At 30.9% G+C, this 14749-nt stretch carries 15 protein-coding genes; 2 read left to right on the top strand and 13 right to left on the bottom strand.

All coding sequences use genetic code 11. The features are described from left to right. Positions 1 to 56: 56 nt before the first annotated feature. Positions 57 to 1223 (bottom strand): LysM peptidoglycan-binding domain-containing protein, encoded by a 1167-nt coding sequence (locus HYG85_RS11360; RefSeq protein ID WP_212693534.1) that lies wholly within the window; start codon positions 1221 to 1223, stop codon positions 57 to 59. 333 nt (positions 1224 to 1556) lie between these two features. Here HYG85_RS11360 and yyaC point away from each other — a divergent pair, with 333 nt between their 5' ends. Further along, positions 1557 to 2132, top strand: a complete 576-nt coding sequence (gene yyaC / locus HYG85_RS11355) for a spore protease YyaC (RefSeq protein WP_242986424.1) — start codon at positions 1557 to 1559, stop codon at positions 2130 to 2132. Positions 2133 to 2142: 10 nt separating this feature from the next. On the opposite strand, the gene HYG85_RS11350 is transcribed toward yyaC, so the two are convergent. From HYG85_RS11350 to sfsA, 10 genes are all read right to left on the bottom strand, one after another. After that, positions 2143 to 3540, bottom strand: a complete 1398-nt coding sequence (locus tag HYG85_RS11350; RefSeq protein ID WP_212693533.1) for a PH domain-containing protein — start codon at positions 3538 to 3540, stop codon at positions 2143 to 2145. Further along, positions 3533 to 4015, bottom strand: a complete 483-nt coding sequence (locus HYG85_RS11345) for a PH domain-containing protein (protein WP_113673072.1) — start codon at positions 4013 to 4015, stop codon at positions 3533 to 3535. The genes HYG85_RS11350 and HYG85_RS11345 overlap by 8 nt, the downstream gene beginning before the upstream one ends. A gap of 36 nt (positions 4016 to 4051) precedes the next feature. Next, entirely contained in the window at positions 4052 to 5113 is a 1062-nt protein-coding gene (locus HYG85_RS11340; protein ID WP_244971313.1) for an endonuclease/exonuclease/phosphatase family protein, read from the bottom strand. A gap of 274 nt (positions 5114 to 5387) precedes the next feature. Next, positions 5388 to 6182 (bottom strand): hypothetical protein, encoded by a 795-nt coding sequence (locus HYG85_RS11335; RefSeq protein ID WP_212693532.1) that lies wholly within the window; start codon positions 6180 to 6182, stop codon positions 5388 to 5390. 11 nt (positions 6183 to 6193) lie between these two features. Continuing rightward, complete coding sequence (locus tag HYG85_RS11330) at positions 6194 to 6535, bottom strand: hypothetical protein (RefSeq protein ID WP_212693531.1); 342 nt, start codon at positions 6533 to 6535, stop codon at positions 6194 to 6196. After that, positions 6516 to 7088, bottom strand: coding sequence for an RNA polymerase sigma factor (locus HYG85_RS11325; RefSeq protein ID WP_212693530.1), 573 nt, complete (start codon positions 7086 to 7088; stop codon positions 6516 to 6518). The genes HYG85_RS11330 and HYG85_RS11325 overlap by 20 nt, the downstream gene beginning before the upstream one ends. Positions 7089 to 7121: 33 nt before the next feature. After that, entirely contained in the window at positions 7122 to 8516 is a 1395-nt protein-coding gene (locus HYG85_RS11320) for a DUF4097 family beta strand repeat-containing protein (protein ID WP_212693529.1), read from the bottom strand. 188 nt (positions 8517 to 8704) lie between these two features. Then, positions 8705 to 9793, bottom strand: a complete 1089-nt coding sequence (locus HYG85_RS11315) for a PTS transporter subunit IIC (RefSeq protein WP_212693528.1) — start codon at positions 9791 to 9793, stop codon at positions 8705 to 8707. A 49-nt stretch (positions 9794 to 9842) separates the two neighbouring features. Then, complete coding sequence (locus HYG85_RS11310) at positions 9843 to 10349, bottom strand: transcription repressor NadR (RefSeq protein ID WP_113673066.1); 507 nt, start codon at positions 10347 to 10349, stop codon at positions 9843 to 9845. Positions 10350 to 10382: 33 nt separating this feature from the next. After that, entirely contained in the window at positions 10383 to 11069 is a 687-nt protein-coding gene (sfsA, locus tag HYG85_RS11305; RefSeq protein WP_212693527.1) for a DNA/RNA nuclease SfsA, read from the bottom strand. Between the two features lie 246 nt (positions 11070 to 11315). Here sfsA and HYG85_RS11300 point away from each other — a divergent pair, with 246 nt between their 5' ends. Further along, positions 11316 to 11621 (top strand): hypothetical protein, encoded by a 306-nt coding sequence (locus HYG85_RS11300; RefSeq protein WP_113673064.1) that lies wholly within the window; start codon positions 11316 to 11318, stop codon positions 11619 to 11621. Between the two features lie 325 nt (positions 11622 to 11946). On the opposite strand, the gene HYG85_RS11295 is transcribed toward HYG85_RS11300, so the two are convergent. Further along, positions 11947 to 13170, bottom strand: a complete 1224-nt coding sequence (locus tag HYG85_RS11295) for an IS256 family transposase (RefSeq protein ID WP_212691844.1) — start codon at positions 13168 to 13170, stop codon at positions 11947 to 11949. 107 nt (positions 13171 to 13277) lie between these two features. Then, positions 13278 to 14669 (bottom strand): MATE family efflux transporter, encoded by a 1392-nt coding sequence (locus HYG85_RS11290; RefSeq protein WP_334300180.1) that lies wholly within the window; start codon positions 14667 to 14669, stop codon positions 13278 to 13280. Between the last annotated feature and the right edge of the window lie 80 nt (positions 14670 to 14749).

Below are 14749 nucleotides of genomic sequence, written 5' to 3'. Positions count from 1 at the left end.
CGAAGATTATATTATCTGACAGCTATTATCATCTTATAAAATATTATTCTCCCACATTATGGTTTTGGTAGCTTGATTTCTTGTCCAACATAAATTTTATGTTTGTTTGAAATATCATTCAACTTCTGAATGTTTGGTACCATATCCAATGTATTATAGAATTTCTCACTTATAGTATTAAGACTATCCCCAATTCGCACTGTATAACTTGTTGGTATGTCCTCTGGATTAATAGTTTGCGTCTTTGGTGGTGTTATTGTTTCCGTATGTTTTTCTTCACTTTCTAATCCACTTTTGGATGTTTGTCCATCATTATTGCCATTGACATCAGGTATTTGGGCACCTAATTCATTATTAACCATGATGCTGTTTTCATTTTCCAAGTCTATGACTTCTTTTTTTATGTTATTATATTTTTCTGTCATGGTTTTCATAGCTGCCTGGAGATCATTAAGTTTTTCAATGTTATTCAATAATCCAATTCCCATAACAAGGCAGATAAGCACTAAACCACCACACAATATAGATAACATATTGATGAATTTCTTTTGATATATATCATCTTTCCTTTGTTGTTCTTTCTTTCGGAATGTTTTAATGATATCATTATCCTCATCTATATCTTGCTCATTCTTTTCTTCCTTTTTAGTTTTATTCTCTAACATATAATTATGCATTGATGGATTCTTGTCATAGTATATATAATAACCTTTTTTCTCTACTAACTCACCATTTTCATATGCAAAAAATGAATCCTCTTTTTCCAGAGGGTCAACAATATATAAAACTTGTTTATCATCAATAAAATTCTTATTATGGTGTTCTTTCAAAAAAGAGGTTAATAATATACCATAGCCTGGCTGAGTATACATCCAACCAACTACACTGTAATCCTCAAAATACTTCCTTATTTTTTCATAGACATGGTACCATGTTCTTTCTGTTATACATAGATCTCCATTAACTTTCTCAGCATAATCACCTTGAATTGCACCATCTATTATGACTATTACATCACCTTTATAAGTATAATATTTCCCTATTAAAAAGGCTATCTGTTCAGATGATGTTTCTTCTGCTGCAAATTGATGCAGGTATGAATATACATAATCTTCCATGTAGATTCTATTACCTTCTCTGGCATCACCAATTTGACGAACATTTTTGGGAAGTGATTCAAGACCCTCTAGATATAATTTATTATTCTTATAATTTTCATTCATAATTCCCACACCCCATAAATACATTAAGTATATGAAGATAATAGCACATATAAATAAAAAATTTTATCAAAGCTTGTCTGTGAAATAGTTTTTTATTCGATACTAAATTTCCTTTTATTGGAAAAAGTGATTTGGTATAGATGTTGATGCATTTATATGAAGATAATTGGTATTTATTGTAAATTATTTACAATATCTATTCCTTTGGTTTAATTAACTATTTTTTTGCTAAAAATATATATATCTAACATTAATATTCAATTCAATAGTTTATCTAGCTATATGTTTATGACTAAAATCCATTAAAAATTCTAAGAAAGTAGGCTGATAAAAGTGAGATTAAAAAGAAATTCCGAAGAAATTCATTATTATAATGTGAAAGATATATCTGCTATTAGTAATTTTTCTAATACGTTATTTAATCTTATAGAAAAGAACACAGATATCAATACCAGTATCGTTATTTTATGCATAGGAACTGATAGAGCAACAGGGGATTGTCTTGGACCCATAGTGGGATATAAGCTAAAGAAGATGTTCCTTAACAATGTAACGGTTTTGGGAACATTAAGTAATCCTGTCCATGCCAAGAATATTGAAGAGACCGTAAATAATATCAAATCCAATTTTAAAAATCCTTTTATAATCGCTATAGATGCCTGCCTTGGTAAAATGGATCATATCGGATATGTAAGTATAGGAAAAGGCTCTATTAACCCTGGTGCAGGTGTTAATAAAACCTTACCTCCTGTTGGTGATATGTATATAACTGGAATCGTAAATTTTTCTGGTTTCATGGATATGCTTATATTACAGAACACTCGTCTCAACACTGTTATGGGTATGGCTGACTTTATTGCCTTCGGCATAAGAAGAACCATCAATAACTTGAAGAGATCTGTTGGATAAGCATACTAACCTAAAGCTTGTCTATGTAGGTTTTAAACAAATGGTTACTAACATTTTGAACCGTTATGTTTTTCCCTAGTATCTTACCCCATATGTTAATAGTATAATTACATACACTTTTCCTTTTTTGAAAATATGTATGTGACATTTTTATTGACTGTATGGAGCTTGTTTTAACTATAGATTGTTTTTTCCTGAATCCACCATAGGACATATATGCTAACTGGTCAGACATGCCTATGCCAGTATTCCCTAACTGCATATGACCTAGTAATATAGCTAATCCAAGTAATAGTAGACTTATAAAACCATATTGTACTTTATAGGTTACTATACATACAACTATTAATGTTAATAATAGTTTCTTGAGAAAAAAACGTATATAGGCTTTTTTTGGTGGGTTGTTTATTTCACCACGATAATTAAACTCAGGCATTAAGTCATTGATTATCTTAACTCTTAGAACATCATTACAAAATGGAAACAATACTGCTCTTTCCCCTTTTTCGTCACCATATCCGATACTCTCGATCTCTATGGTGCTTACATGAAACAACTGCATTATGAATTTTTGTTTTATGTGAATACCCTTAACCTTCTTCTTATCGAACGTATAATTTTTTTTACTTATTAAACCATGGCTTATGTGTAATTTATCATTTTCCACATGAACACTATAGTAAGAGTATTTTATACAGTTCTTGATGAAGGATATGATCAAACTGATTATGAACACTCCTAAAATCAAACCTACTATTATATAAACGCTGAATTGAAACTTATTAATGTATTCTAGACTATCAAAATTAGTCATGTCCTCAAAATCATCCAAGTAGTTATATAATGCTAAGATGATTACTAAACCTTGAAAAACAGAATTGGATGCAAGTGAATAGAGAATCAAATCTTTGAAACCTAGTTTATACTTGCGTTCATTGGAGTTACTGTCATTCAAAATTTCAGTTTCTTCATTATCGTGTAGTAATCTTTGTTTAACCTCCAAAGCTTTTTCTCTAGTCAGAGTCAGTGTTATTTCACTTTTATCTGCCTTGACATTTTCTGTATCGATTTTAATTTTTGATAAACTGAATATACGTTCAAACAGCCCCTGAGAAATATCAATAGTCGTTATTTTCTCTATGGGCACTTCTCTCTTATTAATATTCATTATTCCCTTTTGATAAAATATGGAATTCTCACTAATGTAATATGTTGTTTTGTACCATGCTAATACATAGAATAGGACAAATAGGATTATTAATCCAACAATTATCAGTATGGAAATCATGAATCCAAGTCTTTTATTTACGTAAGTGAATATCAATATGATTATAACAATTTGGCTGATTATCCCACTAAAAATCTGTTTCAACACATGTAGGGGATGGTTTCTCTCTACATCATTCAATACTTTCACCTGCTTCTACGACACTTGCTAAGTTCTTGGATATCTCTTCTGCTTCATCGTTAGTCAATGCAGGAATCTCATGTAACCCTCCTGCTGTATTAAGTCTGATTGTTGATAAACCATACCTTCTATGAATGGGCCCTTGATTAACATCTAAAAATTGCAATCTAGATATGGGAATTATTATTTTCTTTCTTACAAAAATACCATGAACCAATTCGATTTTATCCTCAGTAATGCTATATTTCCATTCCTTATATTCAATTAAAGGAAATAAAAAAGCATATAAAAGTAAGTAACCGTTAATTATTACGGTAAGTATATGTATAATTAGTCTTTCCATAGTATTATTAATAATCGGCATTAGAAATCCGTAGATTCCAATAAAATATATTGCTGCAAATATGACTAAGAATATGGTCCTTGCTATAATCCAAGCTTTTACAGCTTTTTTATCTATCTTTTTGTAACTCATTGTATATCTTTCCTCCTAAAAACTACCAATACACTTCTATTTCAATATGAATTCCAATGTTACTGGATTATGGTCAGTGTATTCAAATTCAAGTTGATGACCTTTTACACCTACTATATCCACATTAGGTGATACAAGAAAACCATCAATGACACTTAAATAGTTCTCACCTTTTTTATAAGGTATATCTACTGTTCTATTAGTTGGAACATTCTTATCTGCTCCCCATTTAAAACCTTCTGGTTTGAAGTCTTCTGGAATCTCCTTAAGCCATTCTGGCCATTCCTGGCTTGATTCAAATATATTAGAATCCGTACCTGGTATAGCATGATTCCAATCACCTGCAACTACCACATAATTGCCTTTTTCATATTCCTGGCTTATGTACTCTTTCAAAAAACCTAACTGTTGTTTACGTATAACTCCACCTTTATCATATGCAGATAAGTGTGAATTGAGTAGAACCAGTTCCTTGCCATCTTCAACAGGTAATCTGCTTTCTATGAAACATCTGTCCAGAAGTGCTAATTGTCTCGGCCACTTCTCTTTTCCTGGATATCCATAACGATTAGTTTCATCTATCTTATATTTTCCCAATGTAACCAAACCTGATTTTACACTGCCATGAGGTTTTGCCAGTGGTACTGGAACCCAAGGAACTTTATAATTTATACAATATGTTGAACTATAATCAGTTAATTTTTCTTTCAACTGTTCATATTCATTGATATTATAGCTTCTAGTTGCTTTTATATCAACTTCCTGAAGTAGAATGAAATCTACAGTCTGACCTTCAATGAATTCAGTAATACCCTTAAGATTTTCTAAGGTCTTTTCTTTGCTTTTTGACCTTGAACCTGTACCACCATCCATAAAAAAGTCTTGTCCTGCATCCAGTCCGCAGTAACCAATATTAAATGTTAATGCTGATAGTTTAGTTTCTTTTGGTAAGATATTATCTAGGTTATTTTCAACATTAAGAGATATGACTTCCTTTGGTTTATAATCTGTTACAGTCATGAAAACGAAATATATTACAACAACTAAAGCTAATAGTACTACAATGATGCCTAACACTTTCAAAAACCTTCTCAACATAATAAAACCTCCATTTTTTATTGGATTAATCCTCAGGCTTAATAATTATGCTAGAATAATTGGATTAATATAGTTGGTATTAATTAAATTTTATCATTTAATATTGATAATGTAAACTAATGTGAAGTTTAATTATAAAGACATAGTAAAAACATTTCTATTCCATATGTCTAATTAATAGAACTTCTTATAAGATAACAAAAGTCTCTATTTAGTCTATACAGGATTTTAGACCTGTGCAACTAAACAGAGACATTTTCTATTCATTATACTATTAATTTTCTATTTCTATCTCATTTTCTATCTCAAAATCATTCTTTTCAATGCTTCTCTTTATTTCAGGCTCCATACCTTCATTTTCTACAGTAATGTCATTCTCCACAATACTACTGTCTACATTATCATACCTGTCATTATATCTTATTTCTTCTTCATACTCAGTTCGGGTATCATCTGTACCATTTACCCCAACTGATTTCTTTACTTGCTTTAGAAGTATCAAACCTATGATAATCAATATTAACGGCATGGTAATACTACCGATGGCTCTTCTTTGGGCATATGTGAGTCTATGAATATATAGCTTAACAATCAACTCATTAATCAATATGACTGATCCCAAAACAATCATCCCATAAGCTGTATAACTTTTTTTAATCTTAAAATTAAATATTGGTTTGTCAATAATTACTTCATTATTATCAATTTTCTTTTTCAAATGATAAGTATCGAAAAAACTATAGAACCATACAACTAATAATACTATAGGTAATAATGATGAATAGAATATCATACTTGATACAGCAATAATACCAAAGAATATTGCCATCATAAATAATCCTTGTTCCATGAATCCTAAATACATGCGTCCTGCACCTGGAATCAATGAGAATACGAAAGCCCAGAATCTATTGTAGCCATAGTTAATATTTGTAGCCTTCATTGATTCGTAACAGTTCTTACACAATGATTTATTACCATCAAAACAAGTACACTCTGCACATGTTATTTTTCCACATACTGCACATTTGTACTGTCCATCTCTACTTGGATGAAAAAAACATTTCATATTATTCCTCCTCAATAAAATATTTGAAACTTATTTATTACATCAGCTAAAATATCGTTAATGTTACTTATTGTCCTTTGAAACCCATCAGCAAAGAATATATTAGTATTCAATGCTACCAGATTAGTGACTAATACAAAAACACCTGTACAAATAAGACTACTGGCTAGTTTCATTTCAAATGAATAGCTCTTGCGTTTTACTATGCTTCTACCTGTTTCTGGTTGCAGAGCAGCTTCCATAATCCTATCTGTCAGATAATTATTTCCTTTTATGGATGGATGATTATTAAGCAAATCAATGGTATCAATATCTATTTGTTCGTTATATTCTTCATGTTTTTTGCAATTCAATAATCTCACCTCCAAAACCTTCCTTCATTAGTTGTTCCTTTATCTGCTTTCTTCCTCTATATAATCTGGTCTCTATAGTCTTTACTGGTATATTTAATATAAAAGAGATCTCTTTATAACTTAATTGATTGAAATGATATAATATAATAATGGTCTTATATTTATCCTTTAAGCTGTAAACAGCATTGTGCACCATCTGCTGTCTTTCTTTATATATAATAATCTGCTCTGTATTATGCTTGGAACTGAGTTCTTTAACTGATTTATCCATTATGTTGGTTATGTTGAATATCTTAGGTTTATTTCTTCTATTCCAATCAAGACAAGTATTTATAGCTATCTTATATAACCATGTGGATAATTTACTTTGGTTTTTGAACCCTGAAAGATTTCTATACACTTTTATAAATATTTCCTGACACAAATCTTCAGCATCATTATAATCATCAGTAAATTTATATGCCATAGTCAGAAATTTGCTTTGATATTCTTCAACGAGTTTTCTAAAAGCTATTTGGTCTTTTTCTATTAAATTTTTTATGTAATCATCCAAATAACCACCCTCTTTTTGAACCTTACTCATTCATTAATTAATAAAAATATCTCCGTTATCAGCTTTTATAGTGATTATATTGTCTGAATCACCTATTGTAGCTTTTACTGACTTCTCATTATCATCTTCTTTAATATCAAAATCAAATACTGAATCAATGTTACCATAATTGGACCTCAATTCAAAAGCTGCTTGTTGATCGTTTGGTATATCAATATTGACATTTCCATAGCTATTGACTATATCTATTTTATTAACATTAATATTGTAGTTATCTATATCAATATCACCATTCTCGCTTTTAATTTTGATATTACTGTTTATCTTCTCTAATGAAATATCTCCATAATTATTGGATAATTCTATATCTGAATTAATGTTCTTAGCAGTTATTGATTCATTACTGGTTTCAATAGTAACCAATCCTTGTACATCATCTATTTTTACGGAAGCACCTTCTCCATTTATCTCTAAGTTCTTACCTACTTTATTACCGTCAATATCACCATATTCTTGGTCTATGGTAACATTTCCACTGATATTGTCAAAGTTAGTTTCACTATAGCTATTTCTAATATCTAAATCACCAACTACATTTTCCACATTGACATATCCATTTTTATTTTTAATTTTTGTGGAACCTGATACGGCTTCAACTTCAATACTACCATAATCGTTTTCGATTATTAATTCATCACCTATATTATCAACTTGAATATCACTGTTATTAGTCTTGATAGTAGTTCTTTTGTCAACTTTACCCACATAGATGTTACCATTTCTATTAGATATATCTACTTCCATGTTTTTAGGTATTTCAATTATATAACTAACATGAGTATATGTACCTCTATGATTAAGAATATTATTCTTAGTCTTTATAGTCAATATTTTGTCTTGCCTCCTGTCTATAGAAACCATATCTTCTGCTAACTCCATGGCTGTTTCTTTTTCTTCAAAAGTACTTATGTTAAATACTGCTGTTATTAATATATCTTCTGTATCAGTTCCTTGTATCTCAATATTTCCCCTATTATTATCTACTTGTATGTTAGTAAGACCAGTTGCTTTTTCAGTATAGTTCTTAGTTACTTCATATTCATCTGTTATATTGAATATTCTTCTAAAACCGTTCACTGAATCATTACTGTACATATAGATGCCTGAAATAAGAAAAGAAGAACAATAAATTATTACCAGTAATACAATGGATGTAACGCTTACTTTTAATTCCATTGTCAATTGTTTTCTTTTATAATACCAATCAAAGAACAAAAATTCTACACCTATTAGTATTACACTTACTGCTGAAAGAATTCTTAATATCCTATTAATATCTATATATATAAAGTTACTAATAAGAAGAATGATACCTAACACTATGAGAGTTATAGCCAAAGTAAAAGTACCTAGTTTTTTATGTTTCATTTTAGAATCACATTCCCTTCAATCATTAATTAAAAAAGCTTACATATGTTTAGACGCTAATTATTCTATATACCCTTCAAAAAATATAAAAAAAATATATATTTATTATAAAAGCCGTTAAAATGCCCATATGAGACAATTTAACAGCTTCTTTTATAATATAACAAGCACGAGTATAATATTCTTTCTTAACTATCCAATTTCATATCTCCATATTTGATCCAGCCAATTTTCCTGAGACCTTCTGATAAAGCTAATGTCATAACAGCTGGGAGAACTATATGCAAGACAATTATCTTGGTTATTAGAACCCCTGGAGATTCACTTTCAATCATTGTATCCCAAGTCATAATCTGTCCTACCAAACCAGATGTCCCCATTCCTCCACCATAAGCATTATTTTTCATCATAAACACTTTTGTAGAGATTGGACCAAGTATTGCGCTAACTACAATAGGGGGTATCCATATCCTTGGATTCTTAACTATGTTAGGGACTTGCAGCATTGATGTCCCTAATCCTTGAGCTATAAGTCCATTAACCTTATTTTCTCTATAACTTGCTACTGCAAAACCTATCATTTGTGTAGCACATCCTACTGTTGCTGCTCCAGCGGCAAGTCCATTAAGGTTGAGAATAATTGATAGAGCAGCTGAACTTATTGGTAATGTGAGAATCATACCCATTAACACAGAAACCAATATCCCCATGACAAAAGGCTGCTGTACTGTAGCAAATTCAATAATGTCTCCTAACCAATTCATGAAAGCAGATATGGATGGACCAATTATAAGTCCAATACTACTACCAGCTATGATAGTTGTTATAGGTGTAAGTATTATATCTATTTTGGTTTTTCCTGATACCAGTCTTCCTATTTCGATACCGACTATAACTGCAACAAAAGCCCCTAGAGGCTCTCCAGGACCAATCAGCAGAACATCTCCCTCAACAAAGGCTTGTCCGCTGATGATTTTACCTGCATAGGCACCAACCAATCCTGTAACTGCTGATGAATACATAATTAGACTTGAAGTCTTTAGTTTATGAGCTATTCCAATACCGATTCCGGCTCCTGTAAGTATGCTAGCTATAGAGCCTATTCTTGAAAGTGTGATTCCAATTACATTATCACCTATCAACGATCCAATCTGTTTAATGATTAATCCCACAATGAGTGTAGAGAATAATCCCATCGCCATACCACTTAATCCATCAATAAAGTACCTATTGACTAGTTTAGTTAGAATACTTTTTTTCTTATTTTGCTTATCCATGTTATCCTCCTGTAAATTCATATGTCTTGTCACATATAATTAAAAATTTTTATATTAAAAATCCTTTTTTTTCAAGTTCCTTTTCAACTAATTCCAGTGTCTTGCTATTATTAGCTTTTATCAAATGATAATGCTCACCATTTTTTAATCTCATAAGAGGAATTGATTCATCTTTTTGAAGTTTTTTGATAAAATCATCTATATGCTTTCTTGATGATAGCATAAGGTTAGCAGTTATTTCACCATATACGGGATGAATAACCATCACATTGACTATAGTAGCACCAAAATCAACTATGGTTTCCAGTTCTTCCCTTATGTCTTCTTTTGTATGTTTTACAGCTAATAATTTCGTATATTCTTTTTTACTTTCATATATCATATAACCATTGGATGTAGATATGATTTTACAACCTTTGGCTCTAAGTAATGCTATATCCTGCACAATTACTTGACGGCTAACTGAAAAAGTTTTGGCTAATCTAGAGCCTGTTATTGGTTCAACACTTTCAGTTAAAAGTTTTTTGATATTATTTCTTCTTTCTAGTCCTTCCATAATCTTCACCTCTTGTTTAAAATTATAAATGGTCTATAATAATACTTCAGCTTTCTTTCCTATCGTAATTTCATTCCTTGTCACTAATGAATTATAACATAATATTTTAACTCCTGCATCATTAGCTTTCATTAAAGTTTTTGCAAATGTTTCATCTGTTATGTAATTAGGCGTAAATTTATGTATATCATTCATCTGTATCAACAAGAACAAGTATCCTTCATATCCATTTGCAATAGCATCAATTAATTCCTCCAAATGTTTGGTACCTCTTTTTGTAGGAGCATCTGGAAACATTGATAACCCATCCTTTTCTAATGTGACACCTTTTACTTCTATAAAACCCTTCTTATTACCTCTTTCAAAATATATATCAAATCTAGAATTCTTATATTTTTGTTCTCTTTTTACATAGTTAAGATCAATTAGTTCTGGTAACTTATTTTGAATAATTGCTTCATGTACAACTTCATTTGGTACCTGTGAATCAATATTTATGAGCATATCCTTTTTGTAAGCACTTATTAACGAATATTTTGTTTTCCTATTTGGATTATTGCTTTTTTGTAAAAATATCTTGGTTCCCTCAGTAAGTATTTCCTTGCATCGTCCTGTATTTTTCACATGAACTGTTTCTGGATTACCATCTATCAGTACTTTTGCAATGAATCTGTTGGGACGTTCAAGAAAAACTCCTTCTACTATATCTTCATAGATCATATTCATGTCCTTCCATTATTTTATTAAATAAAAGATAGTAAAAAAACTCACATTATTATTATAACATGATTGTAAAGAACTTAATTATATAGTTTTTGCCATTAAAAATATTAGAAGATACTAGATGCTTCTAGTAAATATAAAAATTAAAGGTTGAAGCTGAGTTATAATGCATATATAATAATAGCAATACTATTTAATTAATTGAAGAAATATAAATTTTTATTTATAGAGAGGATAATATTTATGTTTAGACTTTGGGGAAAAGTGTACAAAAACAATAAGATGTTAAAAGATACTGTGATTGAACTTAATGAAGAGGGTTTATCAAAGGATGATCTTACTTATGATTGTCTGGATAAGATCTGCTATGAATTTGATTTACAACATCCTATGTGGTTGAATGATAATAATAAAGATTATCCAGCATATGGCAAGACATCTTTCAAGCAAGACCATTTTATTGAACAAATTGATTTTGATTATCTTGAAATAGAGATTATTGATGAAGAAAAAGAGAAAAAGAAAAGAAGAAAAATAAGAAGAATATAAAAAGGAGCGGTAGTGTCACACTAAGTGTGTAAAAATCCATCCTAGCTATGTACGGCTGGGGTGGTTATTTTTACATTTATTAATAATATTCCCATAATTTAGCTGTATTATGACAATACTATAATAGTATCATTTTTGGGGTGCAAAATCTCTAGAATTAACACTGTTTAGTGAACGTTTTTACATGCTAAATTCTTCACATGATGGGAAGTTAATATATCCTGTTTCATTTTTGGGTCCCATCAGCACTTACTTAATGCATGTAAAATTTACGAAGTAAAGGTGGAGATTTATACTACCTTTACTTCGTAAAAGTGAACGGTAGTTAGCCAATGTAAGGTGTTATACGTTCATTATATAAAATGGTTAATTGATTGAGTATTTTATCCCAACCTCGATACCTTTGTGTCCATTTTTTTGTAGCTTTATCTGTAGCTAAAAAAAGCATTTTTTGTAAGGATGTATCTGTTGGAAAAATACATTTGCTCTTTGTTACTTTACGATATTGCCTATTAAGATTTTCAATAACATTTGTTGTATACATAATACGCCTGATGTCATCTGGGAATTTAAAAAATGGACACAATACATCCCAATTTTTTCTCCAACTCGTTAACGCATGAGGATATTTAGCTCCCCATTTATCTTCTAATTCATCAAGCTTTAATAAAGCTAAATCTTCTGATGAAGCACGATAAACCTCTTTGAAATCTCTTGTAAATTCTTTGTAATCTTTATAGGATACAAACTTGAATGAATTTCTTAATTGATGTATGATACAACGCTGTATTTCTGCTCGTGGATAAACTGTTTGGATAGCTTCTTTCATACCAGAAAGCCCATCTACAGAGAAGATAAGGACATCTTTAACTCCTCGTGAAGATAATTGATTAAGAATGTTTAACCAGAATTTAGAGCTCTCGTTTTCACCTATCCAGATACCTAATACATCCTTCATACCATCTAGGTTAACACCAATGATCACATAAGCTGCTCGATTGATAACGCGTCCTTCGGTTCTTACTTTAAAGTGAATTGCATCCATAAAAACAAAAGGGTATATAGGTTCTAAGGGTCTTCCTTGCCATTCTTTAATTGTTGGTATTAGCTTATCCGTTATTCTACTTACCATATCTGCCGAAACATTTATTCCATAGAGTTCATTCATTTGTTCATGAATATCTCTTGTGGACATACCACGAGCATAGAGACTTATGATTTGTTTCTCAATATCTGAAATATCTTTTTTCCGTTTAGGAACAATCTTAGGTTCAAAATCAGCATTTCGGTCTCTAGGCACATCAATATCTATTTCACCTAGAGAAGAACGAACTTTCTTTTGAGAATAACCATTTCGATAGTTGGATTTAGGTTGGTCATGATCGTAACGTTCGTAGCCTAGAGTTTCATCCATCTCGTTTTCAAGCATTTCTTGAATAACATCCCTAAACATATTTTTTAGAGCACCCATAATATCTTGTGGAGTTTTGATATCATTGTTTTCAATTATTGATTGTGCTTGTTCTTTAGTAATAAGATTATTTGCCATAGTAAAATCTCCTTCCTGGCATTTTTATTTAGATTTTAGCCAGGTTGGAGATATTTTACACACTTTTTAGGACATTCTCAAAGGAGCTTTTCGCTCCTTTTTTATCGTTAAGTTTCATATGCTAATCTCATGTCTTTCCTAAGAACTCTAAAGTCTTTAGCAAGTAACATACATGCCCATAATGTTATGATTACATCAATTAACACTGATCCATAATAAACCCATCCTATACCGTAGAATCTTGGTAATATAAGCATTACTGGCACATAGAATATCAATTGTCTAACAATACCTATAACTGCTGCTGGCTTACCTCTATTTATTGCTGGGTAGAAGGTCATAGCCATAAATATGATTGGTAAAATCGGTAATAGAATCATAAACGTTCTAAAATAATTCAAACTGGTTGTATCAAAGATCCTATTAGGGAACATTAAGCCTAATGGTGCTTGTGGAATAATCATGATTATCAGCCAGAACGGCAACATCATCAATGTACTTCCTACAGCAAATATTTTGAAGCTCTTGATTACACGCATATTCTGCTTTGCACCGTAGTTAATACCAATAACCGGTTGCAAGGCTCTCATTAGTCCAAATATAGGAGTCATGAGTAAAGTGAATATCCTATAGATAGCACCATAGAGTGCAAGGTCATATGTTGTTCCATATCTTGATAATGCGTTAAAAACTACTACTGCTTGAACTAAACTCATAACAGTCATTATTAATGACGGTATACCCATATTGAAAATGTCTTTTATTATATGTTTGTCCCTTCTAATCTTGAATGGATGACCTTCAAAGGATGCCTTGCCTTTTGCAAAATAGACAAGTCCTGCAATGGTATATACCAACATACCTAGATTGGTTCCCCATGCAGCTCCTGCAACTCCCATATCTAAAATAACAATCAAAATGTAATTAGCTATTATATTGACTACAAGTCCAACTCCCATCATAACAGCAGCAGATTTCATCTTTCCTTCAGCACGTACTATCATGTTACCAGCTAAACCATATACCCAGAACAAAGAACCGATTACAGTTATTTGGAAATAGGTTCTACCTATAGTTAATGTATCACCTGTACCACCCATAACTCGTACTAGAGGAGTAGATAATAACATAGCAAATATTATGTATAAAACACTTATTACTATTGACAGATAGTTTACGTTACCCAATATTTTTTTCTGATAATTTTTGTCGTCTGAGCCTAGTGCAATACTCAGTGCCGAACCAGCTCCAACACCTATCAAAGAACCAAATCCTAGAGTTACTTGTGATAAAGGATAGGCTATTGAAACTCCAGCTAAAGCATCTTCTCCTACAAACTGTCCTACAAAAATGGCATCAAATACTGTATTGAGTCCGTATAATACCATTGCTAATACAGCAGGCCAAGATATTTTCAGCATAACCTTCCAAAGATTTTCAGAAAGTATCATCTGTTTTTGCTTATCTTTATCATTTATTTTTTCCTGCAATTTAATCACTCCATATCTTTTTGTGTCAATTTTTTACCAGTTTAACACATTAAGATAACAGCTTCTATCGCGTTTCGTGCAAAAAGGTT

It is taken from the genome of Vallitalea guaymasensis (assembly GCF_018141425.1).
Lineage (GTDB): Bacteria > Bacillota > Clostridia > Lachnospirales > Vallitaleaceae > Vallitalea > Vallitalea guaymasensis.
The sequence above is the reverse complement of the archived record's forward strand: the minus strand, read 5'-3'. Positions and strand labels throughout refer to the sequence as shown.

Excerpts from the sequence above, each read along its gene's own strand:
- HYG85_RS11335 (WP_212693532.1), bottom strand. The coding sequence starts at position 6,182 with ATGAAATGTTTTTTTCATCCAAGTAGAGATGGACAGTACAAATGTGCA.
- HYG85_RS11345 (WP_113673072.1), bottom strand. The coding sequence starts at position 4,015 with ATGAGTTACAAAAAGATAGATAAAAAAGCTGTAAAAGCTTGGATTATA.
- HYG85_RS11310 (WP_113673066.1), bottom strand. The coding sequence starts at position 10,349 with ATGGAAGGACTAGAAAGAAGAAATAATATCAAAAAACTTTTAACTGAA.
- HYG85_RS11300 (WP_113673064.1), top strand. The coding sequence starts at position 11,316 with ATGTTTAGACTTTGGGGAAAAGTGTACAAAAACAATAAGATGTTAAAA.
- HYG85_RS11340 (WP_244971313.1), bottom strand. The coding sequence starts at position 5,113 with ATGTTGAGAAGGTTTTTGAAAGTGTTAGGCATCATTGTAGTACTATTA.
- HYG85_RS11315 (WP_212693528.1), bottom strand. The coding sequence starts at position 9,793 with ATGGATAAGCAAAATAAGAAAAAAAGTATTCTAACTAAACTAGTCAAT.
- HYG85_RS11360 (WP_212693534.1), bottom strand. The coding sequence starts at position 1,223 with ATGAATGAAAATTATAAGAATAATAAATTATATCTAGAGGGTCTTGAA.
- HYG85_RS11320 (WP_212693529.1), bottom strand. The coding sequence starts at position 8,516 with ATGAAACATAAAAAACTAGGTACTTTTACTTTGGCTATAACTCTCATA.
- sfsA (WP_212693527.1), bottom strand. The coding sequence starts at position 11,069 with ATGATCTATGAAGATATAGTAGAAGGAGTTTTTCTTGAACGTCCCAAC.
- HYG85_RS11295 (WP_212691844.1), bottom strand. The coding sequence starts at position 13,170 with ATGGCAAATAATCTTATTACTAAAGAACAAGCACAATCAATAATTGAA.